We start from the raw sequence: 21792 nt of genomic DNA, 5'->3' as shown, positions 1-21792 counted from the left end.
TCCGCCATTGCAGCCCGGGTTCGGGTTCAGGGCACTCTGCCGAATCAGTCCGCTTTGGCCAGACTGGACAATACCCGCTGAATCACGACAGGATCTTTTCCGACTATTTTTTCCACATAAGTAAATACTACAGGATCATCCATCTCAAGCCCTTCCGGCGCATCCGCTGTGCCTGCACCGAGTTCAAAGGCCGTCGGCCCTTCTTCTGTCACAATCTCCACGGAATGGGTATCCATCTGCCCGACATAAGTGCCTGAGCCCTGGATCTTCTCTGACTCTGCGGCTGCGGAAGGACCAGGCTTCAGCACCGGACTGGCGAGAGGTACCGCCGCTGTCTGTACAGGGATTCCCGATGAGCCTGCTGAGGACGATTCTCCGGGGGCTTCCGCAGGGCTGTTCCCGCCGCAAGCCGTCAGGGTGAGCATCAATACAGCGATTGCTGTCATAGCGGGTAGCGTACGCTCTAATCTCATGATGTGTACCTCCTCTGTTGGTTGTGTGCTGCTTACCTTACCTATGGATTACCCCATAAGCCGGGTAGTGTAAACTTGCCGTTACGGGCTGGGCATCAGCCGTACGCACAGAAGCGCCGGACTAATACAATAGATGAAGAGCCTTATTCAGCATTTGAAGGAGTGGTATCCCTTGAGAATCGATATCGGCTGCGGCCCCGGCAAAGAGTCCGGGTATCTGGGAATCGACCGCACACAGTACCCCGGAGTGGATATCGTCTGCGATATTTGCGAAGAAATCCCCCTGCCCGACAATACGGCTGAATTCGTTATGGCCAGCCGGGTGATGCCTTATGTGAACGATCTGTTTGCAGCGATGTCAGAGATTTATAGAATAAGCACACACCAAGCGGTTGTGTGTATTCTCTCACCCTATGCCCATAGCTTCCCGCATGCCTCCAACCCTATGTTTAAGCAAAAGTTCGATGAGTATACCCCACGGTATTTCACCGGCCACTTCTTCCAGCCCTATCAGAGCCCACTGTGCCCGGAGATCCCGGATTATCCCGTGCCGCTGCCGCCGTTTGACTTCAGACTGCTGCGGATGGAGCTGTTCTATCAATATCCGTATGACGACAATCTGTATGATGCGGAAGAGCTTGAGGTTCTAAAGACGCTGCAGTCCAATGTCATTCACGAAATTATGTACCACTTCGCCGTCATTAAGCGGGAGATTACCGATGAGGAACTGGAGGCGATGAGCCGGAAGGTGCTGCCTGAACCACAGGCACTGCTAGAGCGCCGGCTTCGGCTGCAGGACAGGAAATATATGTTATAAAATTCGGGATGGACATACAAGATTGCCCAAAACGGAACATAGGTTAATACAACACAAGCAGGATGGCATATCGGCTCACACAGGAGCCGGTCTGCTTTTTTTTTGAAAATAGAAGAATTTATTTGTTTCACATGATAACTTATCCTTCTATTTCTCGCTGAAACGGTACCGTCCTTTAAAAGGACGGCAAAGCCGTTTCCACTTGCTGTCAGAGCTTCTATTCAAAAGGAGGTGAAAATTATTCCTCTAGTCGTTCGGTCTACGGTTAATGCAACAGGCGCCATCACTTTCACTGGCAACACGCTGGGACTAAGCCGCTCTGAAACTGCCGGTGTACCGGGTACACAGGACAGTATCGGAGGCTTCTCTACGATTAATACAGCTTCTGTATACGGCACCTATCCTGCTGGCACTACCAGTCTATATCAGAGCAACAGTTCAGCAGCCATTCTGGTTCTCCCTGCCGGAAGCACAGTTCTGTATGCCGAGCTGATCTGGGGCGGTTCCTATGTTAACGGTACCGTCAATCTCACTGCGGCAATCAACAATCCTGTATCCTTCACTACACCGCTAGGGAACACGGTCAGTGTAACCCCCGATTCAGCCACAGCCAATTCGGTGGATCTGGGCGGGGGTGCACTCGCATATGTCCGTTCCGCAAATGTCACCAGCACCATTCAAGCCTCCGGTGCCGGAACCTATGTCACTGGCGGTGTAGTCGGAACTATTGTAATTCCCGGAGATTCCACTGCCAACCATGCCGGCTGGACACTTGCTGTCATCTACCAGAATCCGTCGCTGCCCTTCCGCAACATGTCCCTGCGCGCAGGCGCTGTCCTTGTCCAAGCCTCCTCGGCCCCGGTGGTCACCACCATTACAGGCTTCGCCACACCTGTTACCGGCGCGCTGGGCGGACGTATCCAGTTCAGCGCCCAGGAAGGAGATGCCAACCGCTCGGGAGACCAGGCGCTTTTCGGCCCTACCTCCACCACTCAGGTCGCCCTCTCCGGGCCTAACAATTTTGCCAATAACTTCTTCGCTTCGCAGATTAACAATGATACCGGCAATCTGAATACGACCGGTACGTTCGGCACCCGCAACCAGACCAACGGCAGTCCAGGCTCTAACATTGTCGGCGGGCGGCAGGGCTGGGATATCACGAATGTGGATGTCTCTGCGCGCCTGGTCAATAACCAGTCCTCCGCACTCCTGACCTTAACTACTTCGGGCGATGCGTATGTCGTTAACGCCAACGGGCTGCAAATCGATATCAATGCACCTAAGATCTCTTTGACCAAAAGTGCAAATGTCGCCGGCACCATCGTTGGTGATCTGGTCACCTACACTGTAACGGTTAACAATACCGGTACCGCAAGCGCAGCCAGTGTTGTATTGTCAGACATCTTACCGGCAGGTCTTACTTTTGTCACAGGAAGCGTGGTGGTAGCCGGTGTTGCCAGGCCGACTTATGATATAACCTCCGGCATCCCGCTGGGTTCACTTACTCTGGGCACTTCCATAACGGTGACTTATCAAGCCAGGGTGACTTCCCTGCCGAATCCGCAATTTGTGCCCAACACGGCTAACGCTGCCTTCACCTTCCAGAGTGTAGCCGGAGGCCCGATTGTCAGCGGAGTCATTCCATCCAATACACAATCGCTGCCGGTATATTCTCCCGTTCTCGGCATTGTCAAAAGCGCCAATACTACCAACGCAACCGTCGGAGACCAGATTCTCTACACCCTGCAAATCTTCAACACCGGCAATATCGGCGCCACTACTACGCTCACAGATAACATTCCTGCCGGCAGCTCCTATATTCCGGGAAGCTTCACGGTAAACGGCACGCCTGTGGCGGGTAATCCCGCCGCCGGAATCGCCATCGGCACCATCGCGGCGGGAGGAAGCTCTACAGTCCAGTTCCGTGTACTGGTGAACAGTCTGCCTTCTCCCCCGCAGCTGGTGGACCAGGCTACAGCCGCCTATACCTTCCAGGTTCCTGACGGGCGGACCGTGAGCGGTACGGCTGCCTCCAATACGCTCACCATACCGGTCAGACTGCCGAATGTTGCCCTTGTCAAAAGCGCCAGCTTCCCGGATGTCGCCGTAGGCGATACCCTGCAGTATACGTCTGTGGTTACTAATAACGGAATCGTAGCCATCACGAATGTTGTGCTCTCTGATCCGATACCCGCCGGCAGCACTCTGGTGCCTGGAAGCGTGGTGGTAGCGGGAACCGCACGGCCTGCCGCTGATCCGGCTTCGGGGATATCCGTGGGCACCCTTGCCCCGGGAGCCAGCGTAACGGTAACCTTCCAGGTAAGTGTCACCTCTGTGCCGGGAAACGGCCAGCTCGCCAACCAGTCATCGGCCTCTTACAGCTCGGGGACATTTAACGCCATCACACAGTCCAATACAATCCTCACTCCTGTGTACCAGCCAATAATCGGTATCGTTAAAAGCTCCAGTCCAAGCAGCGCCACGGTTGGAGGAAATGTACAATACACGCTGCAGGTGCAGAACACCGGTAATCTCGCAGCGAATGTGATCCTAACTGACACGATCCCTGCCGGGTCTGCCTTCGTCGCCGGAAGCGTCACAGTAAACGGTGTGGTCCGTCCGTCAGATTCTCCGGTAAGCGGAGTCCCGCTCGGGTCCGTAGCACCGGGAGCTGCCTTGACCGTAACCTTCCTGACCACTGTCCAATCCCTGCCGTCTCCGGCAACCTTGACGGACCAGGGCAGCAGCAGCTATACCTATCAGTTGCCCAGCGGACGCTCTCTGTCCGGCGGAAGTGTATCCAATACGGTGACTATTCCAGTCTCTGCCCCCAACATCACGATTCTCAAAAATGCCAATCTCACCTCAGTGGCTGTAGGCGAATATCTTACCTACACCGTCTCTGTATCCAACCCCAGCGGCGTAGCTGTTAACAATGTAGTGCTGTCTGATCCGGCTCCGGCAGGCAGTGCCTTTGTAGCAGGAACTGTCACGGTGAACGGGACGGCCGTACCCTCTGCCAATCCAAATGCCGGGATTGCTCTCGGAACACTTGCTGCGGGTGCCACAAGCATCGTTGTCTTCCAGGTGAATGCCAACTCTATTCCAAGCCCGCCTCAACTGAGCAACCGGGCCAGCGCATCCTTTACGGCCAGCTCATTCAGCGGAGCAGCCCTGTCCAATACAGTGTCTACCCCAGTCTTCATTCCAGTCATTGGACTGGTCAAAAGCTCAAGCCCTGCGCAGGCCTCTGTCGGCAGTCTGCTCTCCTTCTCCATCCTGGCCAGCAACACTGGCAATATCGCGGCAATGCTGAATTTGACCGATTCCCTGCCGCCGCAGACGGTATTCGAGACCAACAGCGTAAGTATAGGCGGGACCCCGTTACCTGGGTATAGCCCATTAACAGGCATTCCGGTGGGGCCGCTTGCTCCCGGAGACAGCGTCGTAGTCAGCTTCCTTGTTACGGTTACTTCACTTCCTCCAAACCAGCAGCTGCCTAACTCGGCAGCAGCATCCTATACTTTCACCCTGCCGGATGGGCGTCAGCTTGGCGGTAACACCGTGTCGAACACACTTACGGTTCCCGTCTCGGCACCGAATGTCAGTGTTGTCAAAAGCGTCAATGCCATTGATGCCGTGACCGGCGACATCCTTACATTCACCTCCGTGCTGACGAATAACAGCATTACCTCTGTCAGCAATATCATTCTCAGCGATCCCTTGCCAGAGAATGCAGCGTTCCTTCCCGGAACCGTAATTGTCGGCGGCGTCTCCCAGCCGTTGTCAGTTCCGTCGGCCGGCATCCCAATCGGCAGCCTGGGGCCTGGAGCCTCCGTTGCCGTCACATTCGAGGTGAGAATAACCATGCCGATTCCTTCACAGGTGAATAACCAGTCCACCGTCAGTTTCACCTCCGGGGTCTTCTCCGGCTCTTCATCGTCCAACGTCACCACCACACCGGTCACACAACCGCAGATCTCCCTTGTCAAAAGCGCCAGTGACCTGAACGCCACAGTAGGCGATACAGTCATCTATACCATTGTAGTCAGCAATAGCGGTAACCTTGCAGCCAATGTTACGTTAACCGACAACATCCCGGCGGGTACTACATTTGACCCCAACAGCGTCATTGTCGGCGGATTCCCTCAGCCGGGGGCTGCACCGGATAGCGGAATTACTGTTGGAACTGTGGCTCCCGGTGCCAGTGTATCTGTCAGCTTCACGGTCTTCATCGTGTCTCTGCCTTCACCGCAGCAGCTTGTCAATCAGGCAAACGCCACCTATACCTTCACTCCGCCTGACGGGCGGCTGCTCAGCGGAAGTGCCGTCTCCAATACCGTGACCATCGCAGTCTCCGCCCCCAATCTGGCGGTGGTCAAGAGCACAACCTCCACCTCCGTTGCCCTTGGGGATACCATTTCCTATTCCGTGAACATCACCAATAACGGGATGGACCCTGTCAACAATGTCGTGCTCAGTGATCCAACACCGGGCGGGGCTACCTTTGTGCCGGGCAGCGTATCGGTGAACGGGGTGCCTTTTCCGAATGCCAATCCGGCCTCAGGGATTACTATCAGTACGCTTGCCTCCGGGGCTAGTGCCGTCGTCTCGTACAGTGTCACTGTCACCTCTGTACCCGCAGATACCTCCATTGATAATCAGGCGACGGTCACTTACACCTCCGGTGTATTTAGCGGATCAACCTTTTCCAATCCTGTGGCGGTGCCTGTCTTCCAGCCCAATATCGCTGCGGTCAAAACAGCCAATACCGCCAATGCAACAGTCGGTGATACAGTAACCTACACGATAACGGTCAGCAATACCGGCAACTACGGAGCAAGCCTTACAGTAACGGACAACATTCCAGCCGGCACCACCTTTGTAGACAATAGCGTGCTGATTGGCGGGCTGCCTCTGCCGCAGGCTAATCCCTCCACAGGAATTGCTGCCGGAACTATCGCTCCGGGGGCGACTGTAGCCGTCTCGTTCTCGGTGGTGATCACTTCACTGCCATCGCCGCAGCTGCTGGTGAATCAGGGAACCGTTGCTTCCAGCTTCACCTTGCCTGACGGAAGAATCCTGGGAGGGTCGGTGCTCACCAACACCCTGACCATCCCTGTCTCGAACCCGAATCTGGCTGTCGTCAAAACCACTGTAACCACCGCAACCAATGTGGGCGACACCATCACTTATTCCGTGACCCTAACCAATAACGGTATTGCTACGGTTAATAATGTCGTATTCACAGATGCCCTGCCTGCCGGTACCGCCTTTGTTCCGGGCAGTGTGCTCGTAGACGGCGTGTCCCGCCCTGCTTCTTCACCGGCTACCGGGGTGACCATAGGCAGCATCGCTCCGGGCGCTTCTGTAACGGTGGCCTTTAACGTAACGGTTACGTCTCTGCCGGCTTCAGGTGTACTGAACAATCAGTCATCCGTCAGCTTCACTTCCGGCGCCCTGTCCAGTGTAGCCTTCTCGAACATTGTGACCACTCCGGTCTTCCAGCCGGTTATCGCTGCTGCCAAGAGCTCGAGCTCTCAGAATGCCACGGTAGGCGATACCATTGTCTACACCGTCAATGTCAGCAATTCAGGGAACTATGCGGCATCGGCCACGCTGACTGATACTATTCCCGCAGGTACAACTCTGGTTCCGAACAGTGTACTGATTAACGGCTTCCCTGCTCCGGGTGCAGATCCCGCTACCGGAATCCCTCTGGGCAGTGTTGCAGCTGGTGCATCACTGACCGTAGTATTCTCTGTAGTGATCGACACGCTGCCAGCCAGCCAGCAGCTCAGCAATCAGGCCATTATCGCCTTCAACTATACGCTGCCTGACGGACGCGTCTTCAATCAGTCGGCCAGCTCGAACATCAATCTGATTCCGGTATCGTCGCCGGATGTCCTGGTTGCAAAGAGTACTACTGTAGTCGATGCAGTCCCGGGGGATACCGTTACGTACAGCATCGCAGTCACCAATAACGGAATTGCACCGGTTAACAATGCAGTGCTGAGCGATCCGATTCCGGCCGATTCTTCCTTTGTAGCCGGCAGCGTGGTCGTGGACGGCACTCCGCTGCCGGGAGGCAACCCTGCGAACGGGATCTCGCTCGGCACTATCGCCCCTGGTGCAGTGGTCCAGGTCACCTTCAATATTCTCGTCAACAGTCTTCCTAATCCGGCCACACTGAACAATCAGGCTTCGGTCAGCTTCACCTCCGGGGCATTCTCCGGCGCCTCTTATTCCAACAATCTAATTACCCCGGTATTCCAGCCGATTATTGGTGTCCTGAAATCTGCGGATACCACTAATGCCACGGTTGGAGATACCGTCACTTATGCACTAAGCGTCACCAATACAGGTAATCTTGCGGCAATCGTCACCTTAACCGACTCTATCCCTGCGGGCGCTGTATTCATTCCGAACAGCGTCCTGATCAACGGCCAACCTGTTCCGGGTGCAGATCCGACTACCGGCATCAATCTTGGCACCGTTGCAGCCGGAGCTACCGTCACCATGACAGTCACCCTGCAGGTAACGGTAGCTTCCCTGCCTTCACCGCAGCAGCTGGTGAACCAGGCGGCGGCAACCTTCACCTTCACGCCGCCTGATGGACGTCTGCTCTCAGGCTCTACACTATCGAATACACTCGTCATTCCAGTCTCTTCACCGGACGTAACGGCAGTCAAGAGCACTCCGGCTGTCGATGCTGTAGTCGGCGATATCATCACCTATACTATTGCCGTAACCAACAACGGCATTGTTCCCGTCAACAATGTGGTCCTTGTTGACCCGATCCCGGCCGGCAGCCAGTTCGTTGCAGGCAGCGTAACTGTGGATGGCACTCCGCGTCCCGGTTCAAATCCGGGCACCGGTATCGTGATCGGAACGATCGCCCCGGGAGCGACCACAACGGTAACCTTCCAGGTTCAGGTCATCGTCATATGACAGACGGCTCACAGCTCCAGCCTGTCGTAAGTAATCAGTCCATGGTTCTGTACAGCTCGGCAGAGGGCACTGAATCGGTTACCTATTCCAATACCGTCAATACGCTTGTGGTGGGCCCGGTATTATTACTGCAAAAGCAAGCAGACCGCCTGAGCGCCTCCCTGGGGGAGACGCTCGTCTATACTGTGACCGCCAGGAATAGCGGCAATACCGGGGCGGTTGTCACCATCACGGATGTGCTTCCCCCAGGCGTCTCGTTTATTGCCAATAGTGTGCTTAGAGACGGAGTCCCCCTTCCGGGGGTCACTCCGTCTTCCGGCATTCCCCTTGGCCTACTCGCCGCCCATTCGGGAGTCAGTATCGCCTTCCAGGTCATTGTTATCTCGCTTCCACCTTCACTCGCGCTGCATAACAGGGCGGTTGGCACGTATTCCTTCACTACACCTGAAGGAAGAACGGTGAACGGGGAGATCCGCTCCAATCCGGTCAGTGTCTCCCTGCTGTCCTACCAGTTGTCCTCACTGCTCTCGGCCAGCACTCCCACTACCTTCATTGGGGATGTCGTCACCTATACCCTTCAACTCAGGAACGAAGGCACCCGGCCGCTGACCGGAGTCATGGCCACGCTTCCCGTTCCGGAAGGCACCTCTATCCTTCCCGGAAGTGTTATCGCTGGCAGGATTTATCAGCCTGAGGCCGACCCAGCTTCAGGCATCGGGCTGGGCTCGCTCCCTGCAGGCGCAGCCGCCGAGGTCTCCTACCGCGCTAGGGTGGCCTCGAACCCTCCAGGATCGGCGATTATGGCGAACGCGCAGATCTCTTATGAGGTCAACGACAACAGAACCTCCACCACAAGCAACACGGTTCAGATTACAGTCATCCAGCCCGGATTATCGGTAAAGCTGAAGGTTGATCTCTACAGCGCGGCGCCCGGTGACAACTTGCGGTACGAGTTCACTGTACAGAATAGCGGTAATATGGCGGTGAACGCACTGCTGACGGACGCCATTCCGCCAAGCGTACTATTCATCTGGGACAGTGTCCGTATTGACGGGGTTCCCCAGAGGGGCGTCCGCCCCGGGGACGGAATTCCGCTGGGCACCTTACGGGCAGGCGCTGTTATGGCGGTAGATTTTCTCGTATCTATTCCAGGTGCCACCGATATCCGCCAGACGCCGGCCATTCAGAATCAGGGAGTGGTCCAGTATACGTTCTCCCTGCCGGACGGGCGCAATGTCGGGCAGCTCTCCCGCTCCAATGCGGTGACCACGTTGCTGTTCACGCCCATCATTTCCATTCAGATTGAGGGCGAGCCCCCCATCGTCGAGCCTGGAGGTATCGCGGAATTCAACATTTACGTGTCCAATAGCGGGAATTATCCGGCAGAGGTCTCGGTGATCCGAATTGTACCGCAGGGTACCGTCATTAATCCCGATATCGTTACCATAAGCGCTATCGCCGTGCCCGGTACGCCATATAGCGGAACAGTTGCTCTGGGAACGCTGGAAGCGGGGCAGACCGTCACACTCACTTACTTTGTCACAATAAATGCGGATTATATGGGCAAGGATCTTCAAGGCTCCACGGCTGCCCTGTATCTGTTCACTATCGACGGACGCCGGTACTCCGGCGAAGCCCGTTCTAACACCTACAGGCTGCTCATGGAAGAAATCAGTGAATAATACAGCTCACATATCCCCCATCTCCCTGAATATACTTTAGTTACAACCTGCTGCTTCGTCTTAGTCTCCGTAGTGACATTACCGAATAACACAGTCCATGGGAGGTGGTCATCCTTGTCCCAGCCGTCCGGTCCATACGCATTTGTCGTATCCAAAGAAGACTGGTCCCTTCACCGCAAAGGCCATCAGGATCAGGAGCGTCACCAGCAAAAGGTCAGAGAAGCCATCAAGGGCAATCTGCCCGATCTGGTTACCGAGGAGAATATTATTTTGTCAGGCGGCAAGCAGATTGTGAAGGTGCCGATCCGCAGTCTGGATGAATACCGGATTATCTATAATTTCCGCAAGCAGAAGCATGTCGGACAGGGAGACGGGGACAGCCAGGTGGGGGATGTACTTGGCCGCGATTCCCAGTCGGCCCAGCCGGGCAAAGGGGATAAGGCGGGAGATCAGCCTGGGGCGGATACCGTTGAAGCTGAGGTCGATCTGGAGGATCTGGAGGATATTCTGTTCCAGGATATGGAGCTGCCCCATCTGAAGCCGAAGGATAAGGAAGAGATTGAGGTCAAATCGATTGTCTTCAACGATATCCGCAAAAAAGGCATGATGTCGAACATCGATAAAAAGCGTACACTTCTTGAGAATCTGCGGCGCAATGCCAGCAGCGGCAATCCCGGAATACACAGCATCAGCCCTGATGATCTGCGTTACAAAACCTGGGATGACATCACGGTCCCTCACTCGAATGCCGTGATTATCGCCATGATGGACACCTCAGGCAGTATGGGCACTTTTGAAAAATACTGCGCCCGCAGCTTCTTCTTCTGGATGACCCGCTTCCTGCGCCGCCAGTATGAGAAGGTGGATATTGTGTTCCTGGCCCATCATACGGAAGCCAAAGAGGTCAGCGAGCATGACTTCTTCACCCGGGGGGAGAGCGGGGGGACGATCTGCTCCTCGGCGTATCAGAAAGCACTGGAGATTATCGACAGCCGCTATCCGCCTGCCAAATACAACATCTATCCCTTCCATTTCTCGGATGGCGACAATCTGACCTCCGACAATGAGCGCTGCGTCAAGCTGATCGGCGAGCTGCTGAAGCGCAGCAACATGTTCGGCTACGGCGAGGTGAACCAGTACAACCGCAGCAGCACCCTGATGTCCGCCTACCGCCACCTGAAGCAGGAGCAGTTCATGCATTATGTGATTAAGGATAAGAAGGAAGTGTATCTGGCGCTGAAGGCTTTTTTCGGCAAAAAGGTTACTGAAGCTTAAGCAGCCTGACATTAGACTTGTCAGCCCAAGCTACCCCGGGCTATGCGCATTCTTGTTGTGAGTTCCCGCCCCGCCCTGCCGCTTATTGCGGTGTGCGGGTTTTTTTGTGCTGTCGAACTTGCACCGCATAACCCTGTTGACTATTATATCGGCAGCCGATATAATAAATGTATCGGTTGACGATATAACGATAGATGGTATAACGTCAGATGCTATAACGCCGAATGATACAAAGGAAATTCCCGGTCTGTGAAATGAGACTCAAAGATACGCGATAAGGAAGGTGATTGCATTGTCCGGCAACAATGAATACGGGGCGCTAACCGAAGGCGTCTATTATATCCTCTTGTCACTGCTCACCCCGATGCACGGCTACGGGATTATGCAGAACGTGAAGCTGCTGAGCAATCAGCGTGTGGAGCTGGGTGCAGGCACGTTATACGGGGCGTTAAGCACACTTGTGGAACGAGGCTGGATCAAGCTGCTGGCTGGCGGAGAAGATTCCCGCAAGAAGGAGTATCAGATTACGGAGCTAGGCAAATCGATCGTCCAGAGTGAAATGACAAGGCTTGACGAGTTGCTCACTAATGGAAGAAAACTAATGGGAGGCGAAGTGTAATGAGTCAGGTGGTGCGCAAATTTTTCATGGATTTCGAGAAGGAAGAAGCGTGGCTGAATGAAATGTCGGCCAAGGGATTGGCCCTGGTGGAGCATTCTTGGGCCCGTTATGTGTTCGAAGAGAGCGCTAAGGGGGAGTATATTTACCGGATTGAGCTGCTGGAGAAGGACCCGAAGGAGGCGGCAGGCTACTTGCAATTCATGGAGGAGACCGGAGCCGAGCGGGTGCCGTCCGGGACCCCTACCAAGGCCAATCGTGCCTTCATGAACCAACGCTGGGTGTTCTTCAGAAGGAAGGCCTCGGAAGGCCCCTTCCAGATCTATACCGATGCAGATTCCAAGATCAAGCACTATCAGAGAATCTATAAAGTCTATCTGTCCCTCGCGTTCATGGAGCTGATCATCGGCTCTTTAAATCTCATGCTGATTATGCTTAATACTCCTTCTAACATCTACAAAATCAACCTCGTCGTGGGAGTGTCCGTTATCATTCTGGGCCTGTTCTTCATCTGGCTCAGCCTGCCTATCCGCCGCAAGATCGCGCGGCTGCAGCAGGAGAAGCTGATTCGGGAGTGAGGCGGGAGCGAGGAATAAATATACAAAGGGAGACCCGCAGGTCATGTAATAGCTCCTGCAAGGTCTCCTCTTAATGATTCAGACGCTACTTGACAACCTCTCTGCCAAGCGCAACTCCTTCATTTGAATCAATATACCATTTATCCTTACTTTTAACTACAGAGGTAAGTGAGTAGAACCGCTCCTTAAACTTCGATGGATCGTTGTTAGCTTGAAGTGTATAGATTGAATAGACAACTGCTTTCTTTGCCGAAAAAGAGACAATGACCACCTGTTCTTGCGTATATTCTATATCATATTTTCGATTCGACCATTCCCGGAGCTCTCTGATCTCCTGTTCGTAGTCAGTAGTCTTGTTGGCAGGGTCCTGCAGCGCCAGTTCCGCCTCTACATCTTTGTCATTTATAGCTTTACTATACGCAGCGAGCAACTCGCGAATGGCCATTTTATCTGCGGCCGAAACACTTACCTCTTTATTAATCAATGAAGTATAGTTTAGATAGTCTGTATCATTGATTTCTATATTATGTATCATCCAACTGGCATCGGGCTTATGCTCCATTTCTAAGGTTACATGGTCAACCCGGTCCAGGAGCTCAGTTTCTGTCTTACGAAAGGAGACATCAGCAAGCATTACTGTATACTCTCCCCACGATTTCATTTCAAATTTGTCGATCGACTTAAAGCCATCCAAAGTCTGATAATGGGCTTTAATTAGTGCCTGTATTTTTTTCAGATCCGCCTTTTTAGGCTTGCCTTGCAGATCCTCGTATACTTTAACTAATTTATTCGTCTTATCATAGTCAGCATTGATATAGTTAGTCTCCTCGAACAAAGAGAGCGTAACCAGGGCATCCGCACCCGAACCAATGACCATCGGAATGTTCGAATTATGGGTGTACAGAGAACCGTTTACGAATGTTTTTTTCGTTTTGAGATCAACTTTAAAAGAAGCATCCTCTGAGGTAGCTGTAATTTGCTTGCTGTCAGCATCATACTTGAACTTAAAGCCCAAAGCCTGCACCACACTGCGGAATTCGACATACACACTTCCTCCTTGAACCACCGTAGCCGCACGCGGATGAATTTCCTTATTTTGCACATATACACGCATTCCCTTTGCAGTCTGCGCCGCTGTTGCAGCGGATACTGTATTCGCAGTCGTTGCAACCCCAAGCAGAGTAATCAGCAGGAGTAACAACACATTAGCCATATGTATTTTTTTCTTCAATTTCCTTATTCCCCTTCGATAGATATAGTTTGTATTTCCCAAGTTTATATTTCGCTCCGTTCCATTGTATTCCCTTTATTTGCAATCTATCACATAACAACATCATCCTATGGGGAATAAACGCAACCACAGTAGCAACAAGTGGAATAATGCGGCTTAATTCTTCAGTTCCTAACGGTTATAGAGAAACAATTGGAAAAACAGCATCTGCTAATGCCGGAATCCACACTATTGGCGAATATTCGAAGATTTAAGTGTTGTTTATCCAACTCTTGCCGCAGAATTGCCCAACGTTTGATTAGCAAGTGCCTAAATTCCAACTATTCCCTCATCAACAAAGCCGAAGCGGCTGTCTGTCACCTCCCTTTCCCCCACCAGACTAAGCTCATACTCTATCGCAAAAACAAGCCTCTCCCGGAATTGGGAGAGGCTTGTTACAATGATTCACTCGCTTCGCATCAGGCTAACGCCCGCTTACTGCACCTTCTCGCGGTCCTTGCCCTTGTCGGATTCCCCGGCGTTCTTATTCGCGGCCTCGCGGTCCTGCATCATCTCGTCTACTGACTTCACCTTGAGCCGGGCGGCGCCTTCGTTGCCGGCATTCGTCGGGATCAGATCACCGGAGGCGAGGCGTTCCTTCGCTTCTGCAATAGCTGCGCTGTACTGCGGCAGCCACTGTTCTCCGGCCACCAGCATCTCATCGACCATCTGCCAGATTTCCTTCGGGTTGCAGACGGCGCCGACCAGCGGGTCCATCATGAATGCCTGGCGCAGCAGCTTGTCGTCCCCATGCACAGCCGCTTCTACCGCCAGTCGCTGCACGGAGATGCTGACGTTGCAGACCGCCGCCGGTCCAAGCGGCAGGTCACCGACCAGCGGCATCGAGATGCCATTGCGGTCCACGTAGCCCGGCGCTTCAATAATAGCATCATCCGGCAGATTGGAGATGACGCCGTTATTCACCATGTTGAAGTGGCCTCTGTACACGCGCCCGGTCTCCAGCCCTTCGATGATATACGAGCCGTGCTCCTCGCCGCGCTTCTCCGGGATGTACTCCAGCGCCGGGTCTTTCATCCAGTTCGGGAAGTCCGTCTCGAACCAGTTGCGGCCTTCCGTGCATACCCGCAGGTAACCACCTGTCTCTCCGTTAATCCATACGCCCAGATCGATCCAGTCCATGATTTCACTCGGGCGCTTGCGGTACCAGGGTACATATTCGCTCAGGTGACCGTTCGATTCCGTGCTGTAATAGCCGAAGCGGCGGAGTATATCAATCCGTACCTTCTCGGTACGGCTGTACTCAGGGTGCTTCTCGAAAGCCTCGAGCAGACCTGCCGTCAGATCCTTGCCTTCATGCTTCGCAGAGATGTACCAGGTCTGGTGATTGATTCCGGCGCAGATAATATCCACCTGCGACTTCTCCAGGCCGTACACCTGAGCGATTTGCTGATGTCCATGCTGTACGCCATGGCAAAGCCCGATCGTCCGTACACCGCCGTATTTATTACAGGCCCAGGTCAGCATAGCCATCGGATTCGAGTAGTTCAACAGCAATACATCCGGCGCAGCTGTCTCACGGATATCACGGCAGATCTCCAGCATCTCCGCAATCCCGCGCTGCCCGTACATAATCCCGCCTGCGCACAGCGTATCTCCTACACACTGATCCACGCCATACTTCAGCGGAATATCCACATCGGTAGCGAAGGCCTCAAGCCCCCCCATACGAATAGTACAAAATACGTACTTGGCCCCCTTGAGCGCTTCCCTGCGGTCCGTAGTGGAAGAGATGGTGATATCCAGACCATTCTCCTTAATATCCCGCTGGCACAGCTCAGTGACCATGTCCAGGTTATGGCTGTTTATATCCATGAACGAAACTTCGATATTACGGAATTCCGGCACAGTCAGCAGGTCACGCAGCAGTCCGCGGGTGAATCCGATACTGCCTGCCCCGATAAAGGTTACTTTAAAAGACATAATAATCATCCTCCGGCAATGAATTATTGACTCCTGACCATTGTAACAAGGGGACTGCCGGAAGCGTAACCAATATCATGACCATTTTGCGGGTAACCTGTCAACAATCCTAACTCTCTGCATACCATACCCATCCCTGGTTGAACACGAAACTATCCTTCACTCCAGTAGTGGCGTTCGATAGAGTTGCGGTATTCGATAGGAGTACAGCCTGAATACTTCTTGAATAGCAGATGAAAATACTGCCTGCTGCTGATCCCCACATAGTCGGCAATCTCCGCTACCGGAATCTCCCCCTGACCCAGCAGCATCCGGGCCTTCTCCATACGCAGCTGGTTCAGGTAGTCCGTCAGGGTCTGCCCTGTGTGCGTCCGGAAGATGCGGTGCAGATAACCCGGGTGAACATTCACGGAGAGCGCAACCTCCTTAACCTGAATGCTCCGGTCATAATTCTGATGCAGGAACTCGATGGCCCGCCGCACATAGAGCTGTGAGGGCTGCTGGCTGGACGGGAGCGACTCCATGCGCAGCCGGGCCAGACGCAGCAGCAGCTCCGCAAAGAGCAGATGCACCATGCTGCTCCCCTTCCGCCCGCGCTGATCCAGCTCCAGCACCAGCGCCTTCAACACATGGAAGACCTCCTCCTGATCGGACAACACCAGACTATCGAACGGATGCCGCAGCAGCTCTGCCAACACCTCCTCCTCCCGGGCCAAGCTGCCAATGGACGGAACTACGCCCCCATATTCGGTAAAAGCAAATTCCACATTTAGCATCCGGCAGGAGGAGCCCTCTTCCACAATCAGCCGGTGCGGCACCTCCGCATCCAGCAGAATCATCTCTCCCCGCTTCAGCCGGAAGGGCGTATCGCCGCCCGCTTCATCCCGCACCTCCACTACACAGCTGCCCGAGATAAGATACATGATCTCCGTGGAGTTGTGATGATGGTAAGCCATCGTATAATTGCTCCATTGCTTATAATAGTAAGCCAGAAAGTGCGGGCTATAATCCCGCTCCAGCAATCCCTGCTCAAAAAGACTCCCGTTCATCTCCGCCACACCGCCCGCCTCCCCTCTGCCAGTATCGATAGCACAAGTGTATCGCTTGAGCGCAGGCAGGACAAGCAGCGGGTTAACCCCTCCGGCCCGGATGCCTCCTCCCAACACATTGTGATCGGTTTTCCGATTACATTCGGCCCAGGTTCCCCGGCGCAAAAAAAGAGCAGAAGGCCCGCGCCCTCTGCTCCCGTTCATCATCTTCAATGAATCTTTGTCAATATTCCATCCACCAGACTGTACACCCCGCCGCCCTCTATCTCTTCGGGCTGTCCATTCAGCAGGTAAATGCCGGTCTCTTCGTCAATTCCGTAATTCGGCAGCTCACCGAGGGTACGGACCGCTGTCCGTAAATGCTCCTCCTCATCCCACTGGGTGAAATGGACGGATAGCAGCAGATCAGGAATCAGATTGAGGCCCTTGCGGTGTTTGAATTGTCTGCTCTCATTATCCTTGGCGGAAATTACACAGCGCTCCGGGCTAATCAAGGCTCCTGCCGAGAAGCCGGTAACCGGCACACCGGACTCATACCGCTGCCGGATCACCTCACCGATAGCGGTATCCACAATGAGGTCGGCATACAGATCCGTATCCCCGCCTCCGATAAAGATCCCGCCGCAAGCCCGCAGACTCTCCATAGCTGTCTCCACCGCTGTGGATTTCAGCGGCAAATAACGGATCTCGGATATCCCCGCGTCAACCAGTGGCTGCATGCAAGCAGCCATATAGTCCGGCCAGTCTTCGCCTTCTTCAAATAATACAGCGACTGGTCCTGCTGCCATCACGCTTACGAACCTTCGTGCCAGACCACGGGTAAACGGCGGACCTCCGCCGTTCAGAAATAAATGTTTGTCCATGACATCACCTTCAGTATTCAGGATATCCTGCATCTAACCTCATCCATCTTATAGAAAAGCGCAGGTTCCCGCAATACACTTCCACACCCGCTCCCCCTTCATCCTTTTATCTCATCAGCCCCTCAGAACTGCTTCAAGGCCGCACCCGTTATTCGTACATACATTGTCTAATTACTATTTCCTATCCCTTGCTTGCCCCCGCCGTCAGGCCGTCAACCAGCAGACGCTGCAGGAAGGCGAAGAGAATCATTATGGGTACAGAGATCAGCACGGCGCCCGCCGCGAACAGCGTGAAGTTGGAATTCTGCATCGTATTGACCATATCCCACATCCCCACGGCGACCGTCCAGTTCTCCTTGGTCCGCAGAATCAGCTTGGCGAAGATGAAATCGACCCACGGGCCGACAAACAGGGTCAGCGCGATATAAGTGATCATCGGACGGGATAAAGGCAGAATAATCCGGGTAAAAATCCCGAAGTTGCTCGCCCCGTCAATCCGCGCGGCTTCATCCAGCGAACGCGGAATCGTGTCCAGGAAGCCCTTGGCGATCAGCGTCCCTCCGAGCGGTGCTCCGGCTGCATAGACGATAATGAGCGCCAGATGAGTATCCAGCAGATTGAACTCCTTCAGCAGCAGATAGATGGCAATCATGCTCATGAAGCCCGGGAACATCCCGAGAATCAGCAGTGTGGACATGGTGGTCTTACGGCTTTTGAACCGGAACCGGGATAAGGCATAGCTGGTCAACAGTGTCAGCACCACCCCGATCAGCATCGAGAACACCGCAATCTTAAGCGTATTCCCATACCAGGTTCCAAACATATAGACCGGTGAGGTGAACAGCTCCTTATAGTGGGCGAGGGTGAATGTCTCGGGAATCAGCGTCTTGCTGTACAGGGATTTACCCGGACGGAAGGAGGCAAGCAGGATCCAGAGTGCCGGATAGATTGCAGCAATCGCCAGTGCGACCAGAACAATGTAGCTTAAGCCCAGACGAATAAAGTTGACAGCTTTGCGTCCGATGATCATTGAATCATGTCCTCCTCTTGGAACGATTTGGTCCGGCGGTAATTGTACAGGGAGAACCCGGCAACAATGACGAACAGGATAATGCCGATCGCAGACGCCATATTATTCTTGTTCTGATCCAGCGTCAGCTTATACAGCCAGGTAACGAGCAGGTCCGTCGAGCCGGCGTACTGGTAGTTCCCGTTCACCGGGTTCCCTCCCGTCAGCAGGAAGATCGCATTGAAGTTGTTGATGTTACCCGCGAACTGCATAATCAGCGTAGGTGCGGTAGAGAACAGGATCATCGGCAGAGTGACAATCCGGAATTTCTGGTAATTTGTCGCGCCGTCGACTTCAGCAGCCTCATACATATCGCGGGGAATCGTGGTCAGCACCCCCATAATCAGCAGCATGGACACCGGAATACCTACCCACATGTTCACGACGATTACCGTAACTTTCGCCCAGAACGGATCAGTCAGCCAAGGCAATCCATCCAGCCCGAAAAAGCCGAGATACTGATTGATCGGGCCGAACTGCCCGTTGAACAGGTTGCGCATCAACAGGAGCGAGATCATCTGCGGAATGGCGTAAGGAATAATCAGGAGCATTCTCCACATGCCTTTGAAGCGTATGCCTTTTTGGCTGATCAGCAGGGCAACCAGCATCCCGCCGAAATAAGTAGTTACAGTCGAAAGAACCGCCCAAATAATGGTCCAGGTAAGTACACCGTAAAAGGTATGGCTCCAGGATTTCAGCACCAGCAGATTGCGGAAGGTCTCGAACCCTACCCAGTCTACAAGCTTCGCCGGAGGAATGTGGTTCGGTGCAGCATAGTTGGTAAAGGCCAGCATGATCATAAAGATGATCGGCATAATGGTGAAGAACAGAATGCCCATACCCGGGAGCAGCAGGAAGCTCTGGGCGAATTTATAATCGAGGATATAACGTACAGATTGTTTAAATGTATTGGACGGACGGCCGTTTTCGCGTTCTGCTCCGATTTTATAGGCATCCCTAATATTCATATACCAGACGATCAGGAATAACACAAAGAACAGCAGGGTGATCAGGCTTTCAATCAGAATGACGATGGAATGGTCCCCGGGAACCATTTTGGCAATCCCCTTTACCTTTTCCAGACGGCTTGGAGATTCCCCGAGCGTAGTAATCCCCCAGAAGGCTCTTCCCAGATTGCTAATGAAATAGATAAGTGCCACAGCTTCTACAGCTATGAACATGAGCCCTTTGATGAATTGGCGGTTATATATTTGCCCGAGTCCCATAAAAATGGCCGACAGTATTCCAGCTCTCGCTTTGTGTCGCTGCATTTCCCTTCCGTTCTCCTCTCCGTGCGGAATTCAAGGAAACTGCCCGCCGCAGGCTATGCGGCGGGCAACTCTAATTCCACGGTAAGCTGTTGATTGTGTAGTTACTGGGCAGAAGCCCCGTTGTTCAGGTCTTTAATCTGCTCTACGGCTTTGTCCATGGCTGCCTTCGGATCAGTATTGTTATCCCAGATGGCCGGAAGTGCAGCATTCACCGGGCTCCAGACGTTCCCCATCTCAGGAATCGAAGGCATCGGCTGGGAGTTCTTCGCCTGTTCTGCGAACGCGGATACGAACTCGTCACCCGTAATCTGCGGATCTTTCAGCGCTTCGAGGTTCGTCGGCACGGAGCCGACCAGCTTGTTAAGTGTCAGCTGCGAATCTTTGCCGGAAGCAAAGTGTGCATAGAGTTTAGCCGCATTCGGATACTGAGTGTAGGCGTTGACGGTGAAAATTTTGATCCCGGAGAAGGTAATGGCGGTTTTGCCGTCAATAGTAGGAACCGGAGCAATTCCGAGGTTGTCGCCCAGCGCTTCTTTATATCCGGCAAGCTCCCAAGGTCCTGTAATATCCATGGCGACATCCCCGCTGTTGAACAGGCTGCGCTTGATGTCCGGGTTGATGTCACCGCTCTTGATCGGCAGGACTTCCTTCAGCTTGGCAAATTCAGTCAGGCCTTTGATCGCACCTTCATTGTTCAGGCCGATATCGTCCTTGTCGGTACCGTCTTTGCCGAACAGGTAACCTCCGGTAGTGGCGATGAACGGATAGTTGAAGTACATGTTGCCGACTTCCCACATAATGCCGTAACGGTTCTTGGCTTTATCCGTGAACGTTTTGCTGAAGGCAATAACGTCATCGAAGGATTTCGGAGCTTCTTTGACCAGAGACTTGTTGTAGAACAGCGCATAGGTCTCCGCCGCTCTCGGATAGCCGTACAGCTCGCCGTCATAGGAAGAACCCACGATGGAAGCCTCAGTGTTCTCCGCCTTGGTCTGTTCTGCAAAAATATCATTAGGGAGCAGCAGACTGGCGCTTGCCGCCTTGCCGAGATTATCATGAGGAATGATGATGACGTCTGCAGCCAGACCGGAAGGGCCGTCCTGGGTGAGCTTGCCAACCTGATCCGGCGGGGCTACCTCTTCAATTTTGACCGGAACGTTATACTTGGCAGTGAACTGCTTCGCAACTTCTTCAGCGAACTGTCTTTCTTCCTTACTCTCCCAGATCACAAGTGAAGCGCCCTCTTCCGGGACGATCTCACCTGCTGCCGGTGCGTTGTCGCTGCCTGCCCCCGCATTATCGGTAGCTGCTGCATTATCCGCAGGAGCATTAGTCGCTGCCGCATTTCCTCCGGCATTGTTGTTTGAGCCGCACGCCGTAATTGACATTGCCATCGAGCACGCTGCGGTGAGAACCATAAGTTTTTTGAGATTCATTCCTTTTAACCCCTCCTGTGTGTGTATATCACTTGATTTGAGATGATGCTTCTTTGACTTAACGATGATGCTTCTTTGACTTAACGATGATGCTCCCTACTTTGCGCAAACGATTTCAGAGGATTCAAAAAAAATTCTACTTTCTCCAATTGCCTCTTCCGAATACGTTATACCCGGTTTAGAAAGCGCTTCATTCCTGAATCCATAATACATCAGCTAACTCGCAGTTGTAAAAACGTTTGCACATAGTAAATTCAATAGAATTCTGCCGTTTATTATGGATAATGTTACCTTTACTCTTTTTATCGCATGATTTCTTTAAATAACTTGGATATACTTCGGTTTAAAAATTATTTTCTGCATTTTTTGTCGTATTTAGACGAATATTGTTGTATAATTGCTAAATATTATCAATTTACAGACTTTGGAAATCGGTTTCCCCCTCCTAAAACTTTGTGCAACTGTTTGTACAAACCTCTTGAACCTCATTTTGTTCCGTGC

General features: G+C 53.2%; 14 protein-coding genes. 6 read left to right on the top strand and 8 right to left on the bottom strand.

Going from position 1 to position 21792, the window contains the following annotated elements:
- Positions 1-44: 44 nt before the first annotated feature.
- Positions 45-473, bottom strand: coding sequence for a hypothetical protein (locus MKY86_RS07990; protein WP_076079088.1), 429 nt, complete (start codon positions 471-473; stop codon positions 45-47).
- A 172-nt stretch (positions 474-645) separates the two neighbouring features.
- Here MKY86_RS07990 and MKY86_RS07985 point away from each other — a divergent pair, with 172 nt between their 5' ends.
- From MKY86_RS07985 to MKY86_RS07960, 6 genes are all read left to right on the top strand, one after another.
- A complete protein-coding gene (locus MKY86_RS07985) occupies positions 646-1290 on the top strand; it encodes a methyltransferase domain-containing protein (protein WP_076079089.1) in 645 nt (214 codons plus the stop codon).
- Between the two features lie 231 nt (positions 1291-1521).
- A complete protein-coding gene (locus MKY86_RS07980; protein WP_083685009.1) occupies positions 1522-8241 on the top strand; it encodes a DUF7507 domain-containing protein in 6720 nt (2239 codons plus the stop codon).
- Positions 8238-9923: a DUF11 domain-containing protein gene (locus MKY86_RS07975; RefSeq protein ID WP_036721419.1), complete on the top strand. Its 1686-nt coding sequence runs from the start codon at positions 8238-8240 to the stop codon at positions 9921-9923. The genes MKY86_RS07980 and MKY86_RS07975 overlap by 4 nt, the downstream gene beginning before the upstream one ends.
- 114 nt (positions 9924-10037) lie before the next feature.
- Positions 10038-11198, top strand: coding sequence for a sporulation protein YhbH (gene yhbH / locus MKY86_RS07970; RefSeq protein ID WP_036721417.1), 1161 nt, complete (start codon positions 10038-10040; stop codon positions 11196-11198).
- A gap of 283 nt (positions 11199-11481) precedes the next feature.
- Positions 11482-11817 carry a PadR family transcriptional regulator gene (locus MKY86_RS07965; protein WP_445669895.1) on the top strand — a complete coding sequence of 112 codons (336 nt, stop codon included), beginning with the start codon at positions 11482-11484 and terminating at the stop codon, positions 11815-11817.
- Complete coding sequence (locus tag MKY86_RS07960) at positions 11817-12392, top strand: DUF2812 domain-containing protein (protein WP_076079091.1); 576 nt, start codon at positions 11817-11819, stop codon at positions 12390-12392. Before MKY86_RS07965 ends, MKY86_RS07960 begins: the two co-directional genes overlap by 1 nt.
- Before the next feature lie 85 nt (positions 12393-12477).
- Here MKY86_RS07960 and MKY86_RS07955 read toward each other — a convergent pair whose 3' ends face one another.
- The 7 genes from MKY86_RS07955 to MKY86_RS07925 form a co-directional block, all read right to left on the bottom strand.
- Positions 12478-13623: a stalk domain-containing protein gene (locus MKY86_RS07955; RefSeq protein ID WP_076079092.1), complete on the bottom strand. Its 1146-nt coding sequence runs from the start codon at positions 13621-13623 to the stop codon at positions 12478-12480.
- Positions 13624-14097: 474 nt separating this feature from the next.
- Positions 14098-15603, bottom strand: coding sequence for an alpha-glucosidase/alpha-galactosidase (locus tag MKY86_RS07950; RefSeq protein WP_076079093.1), 1506 nt, complete (start codon positions 15601-15603; stop codon positions 14098-14100).
- 152 nt (positions 15604-15755) lie between these two features.
- Positions 15756-16652, bottom strand: a complete 897-nt coding sequence (locus tag MKY86_RS07945; protein ID WP_076079140.1) for an AraC family transcriptional regulator — start codon at positions 16650-16652, stop codon at positions 15756-15758.
- Between the two features lie 209 nt (positions 16653-16861).
- On the bottom strand, positions 16862-17515 hold the full coding sequence (locus MKY86_RS07940) for a Type 1 glutamine amidotransferase-like domain-containing protein (protein ID WP_076079141.1): 654 nt from the start codon (positions 17513-17515) through the stop codon (positions 16862-16864).
- Positions 17516-17696: 181 nt separating this feature from the next.
- Positions 17697-18545 carry a sugar ABC transporter permease gene (locus MKY86_RS07935; RefSeq protein ID WP_076079094.1) on the bottom strand — a complete coding sequence of 283 codons (849 nt, stop codon included), beginning with the start codon at positions 18543-18545 and terminating at the stop codon, positions 17697-17699.
- Positions 18542-19855, bottom strand: coding sequence for a sugar ABC transporter permease (locus MKY86_RS07930; RefSeq protein ID WP_076079095.1), 1314 nt, complete (start codon positions 19853-19855; stop codon positions 18542-18544). The genes MKY86_RS07935 and MKY86_RS07930 overlap by 4 nt, the downstream gene beginning before the upstream one ends.
- 101 nt (positions 19856-19956) lie before the next feature.
- Complete coding sequence (locus MKY86_RS07925) at positions 19957-21291, bottom strand: sugar ABC transporter substrate-binding protein (RefSeq protein ID WP_036721401.1); 1335 nt, start codon at positions 21289-21291, stop codon at positions 19957-19959.
- Positions 21292-21792 lie beyond the last annotated feature (501 nt).

Source organism: Paenibacillus sp. FSL R7-0333 (assembly GCF_038000365.1).
In the GTDB taxonomy this organism is placed as follows: Bacteria; Bacillota; Bacilli; order Paenibacillales; family Paenibacillaceae; genus Paenibacillus_AQ; species Paenibacillus_AQ silagei.
Note: the sequence above shows the minus strand (reverse complement) of the source record. Positions and strands in the feature narration are given on the sequence as shown.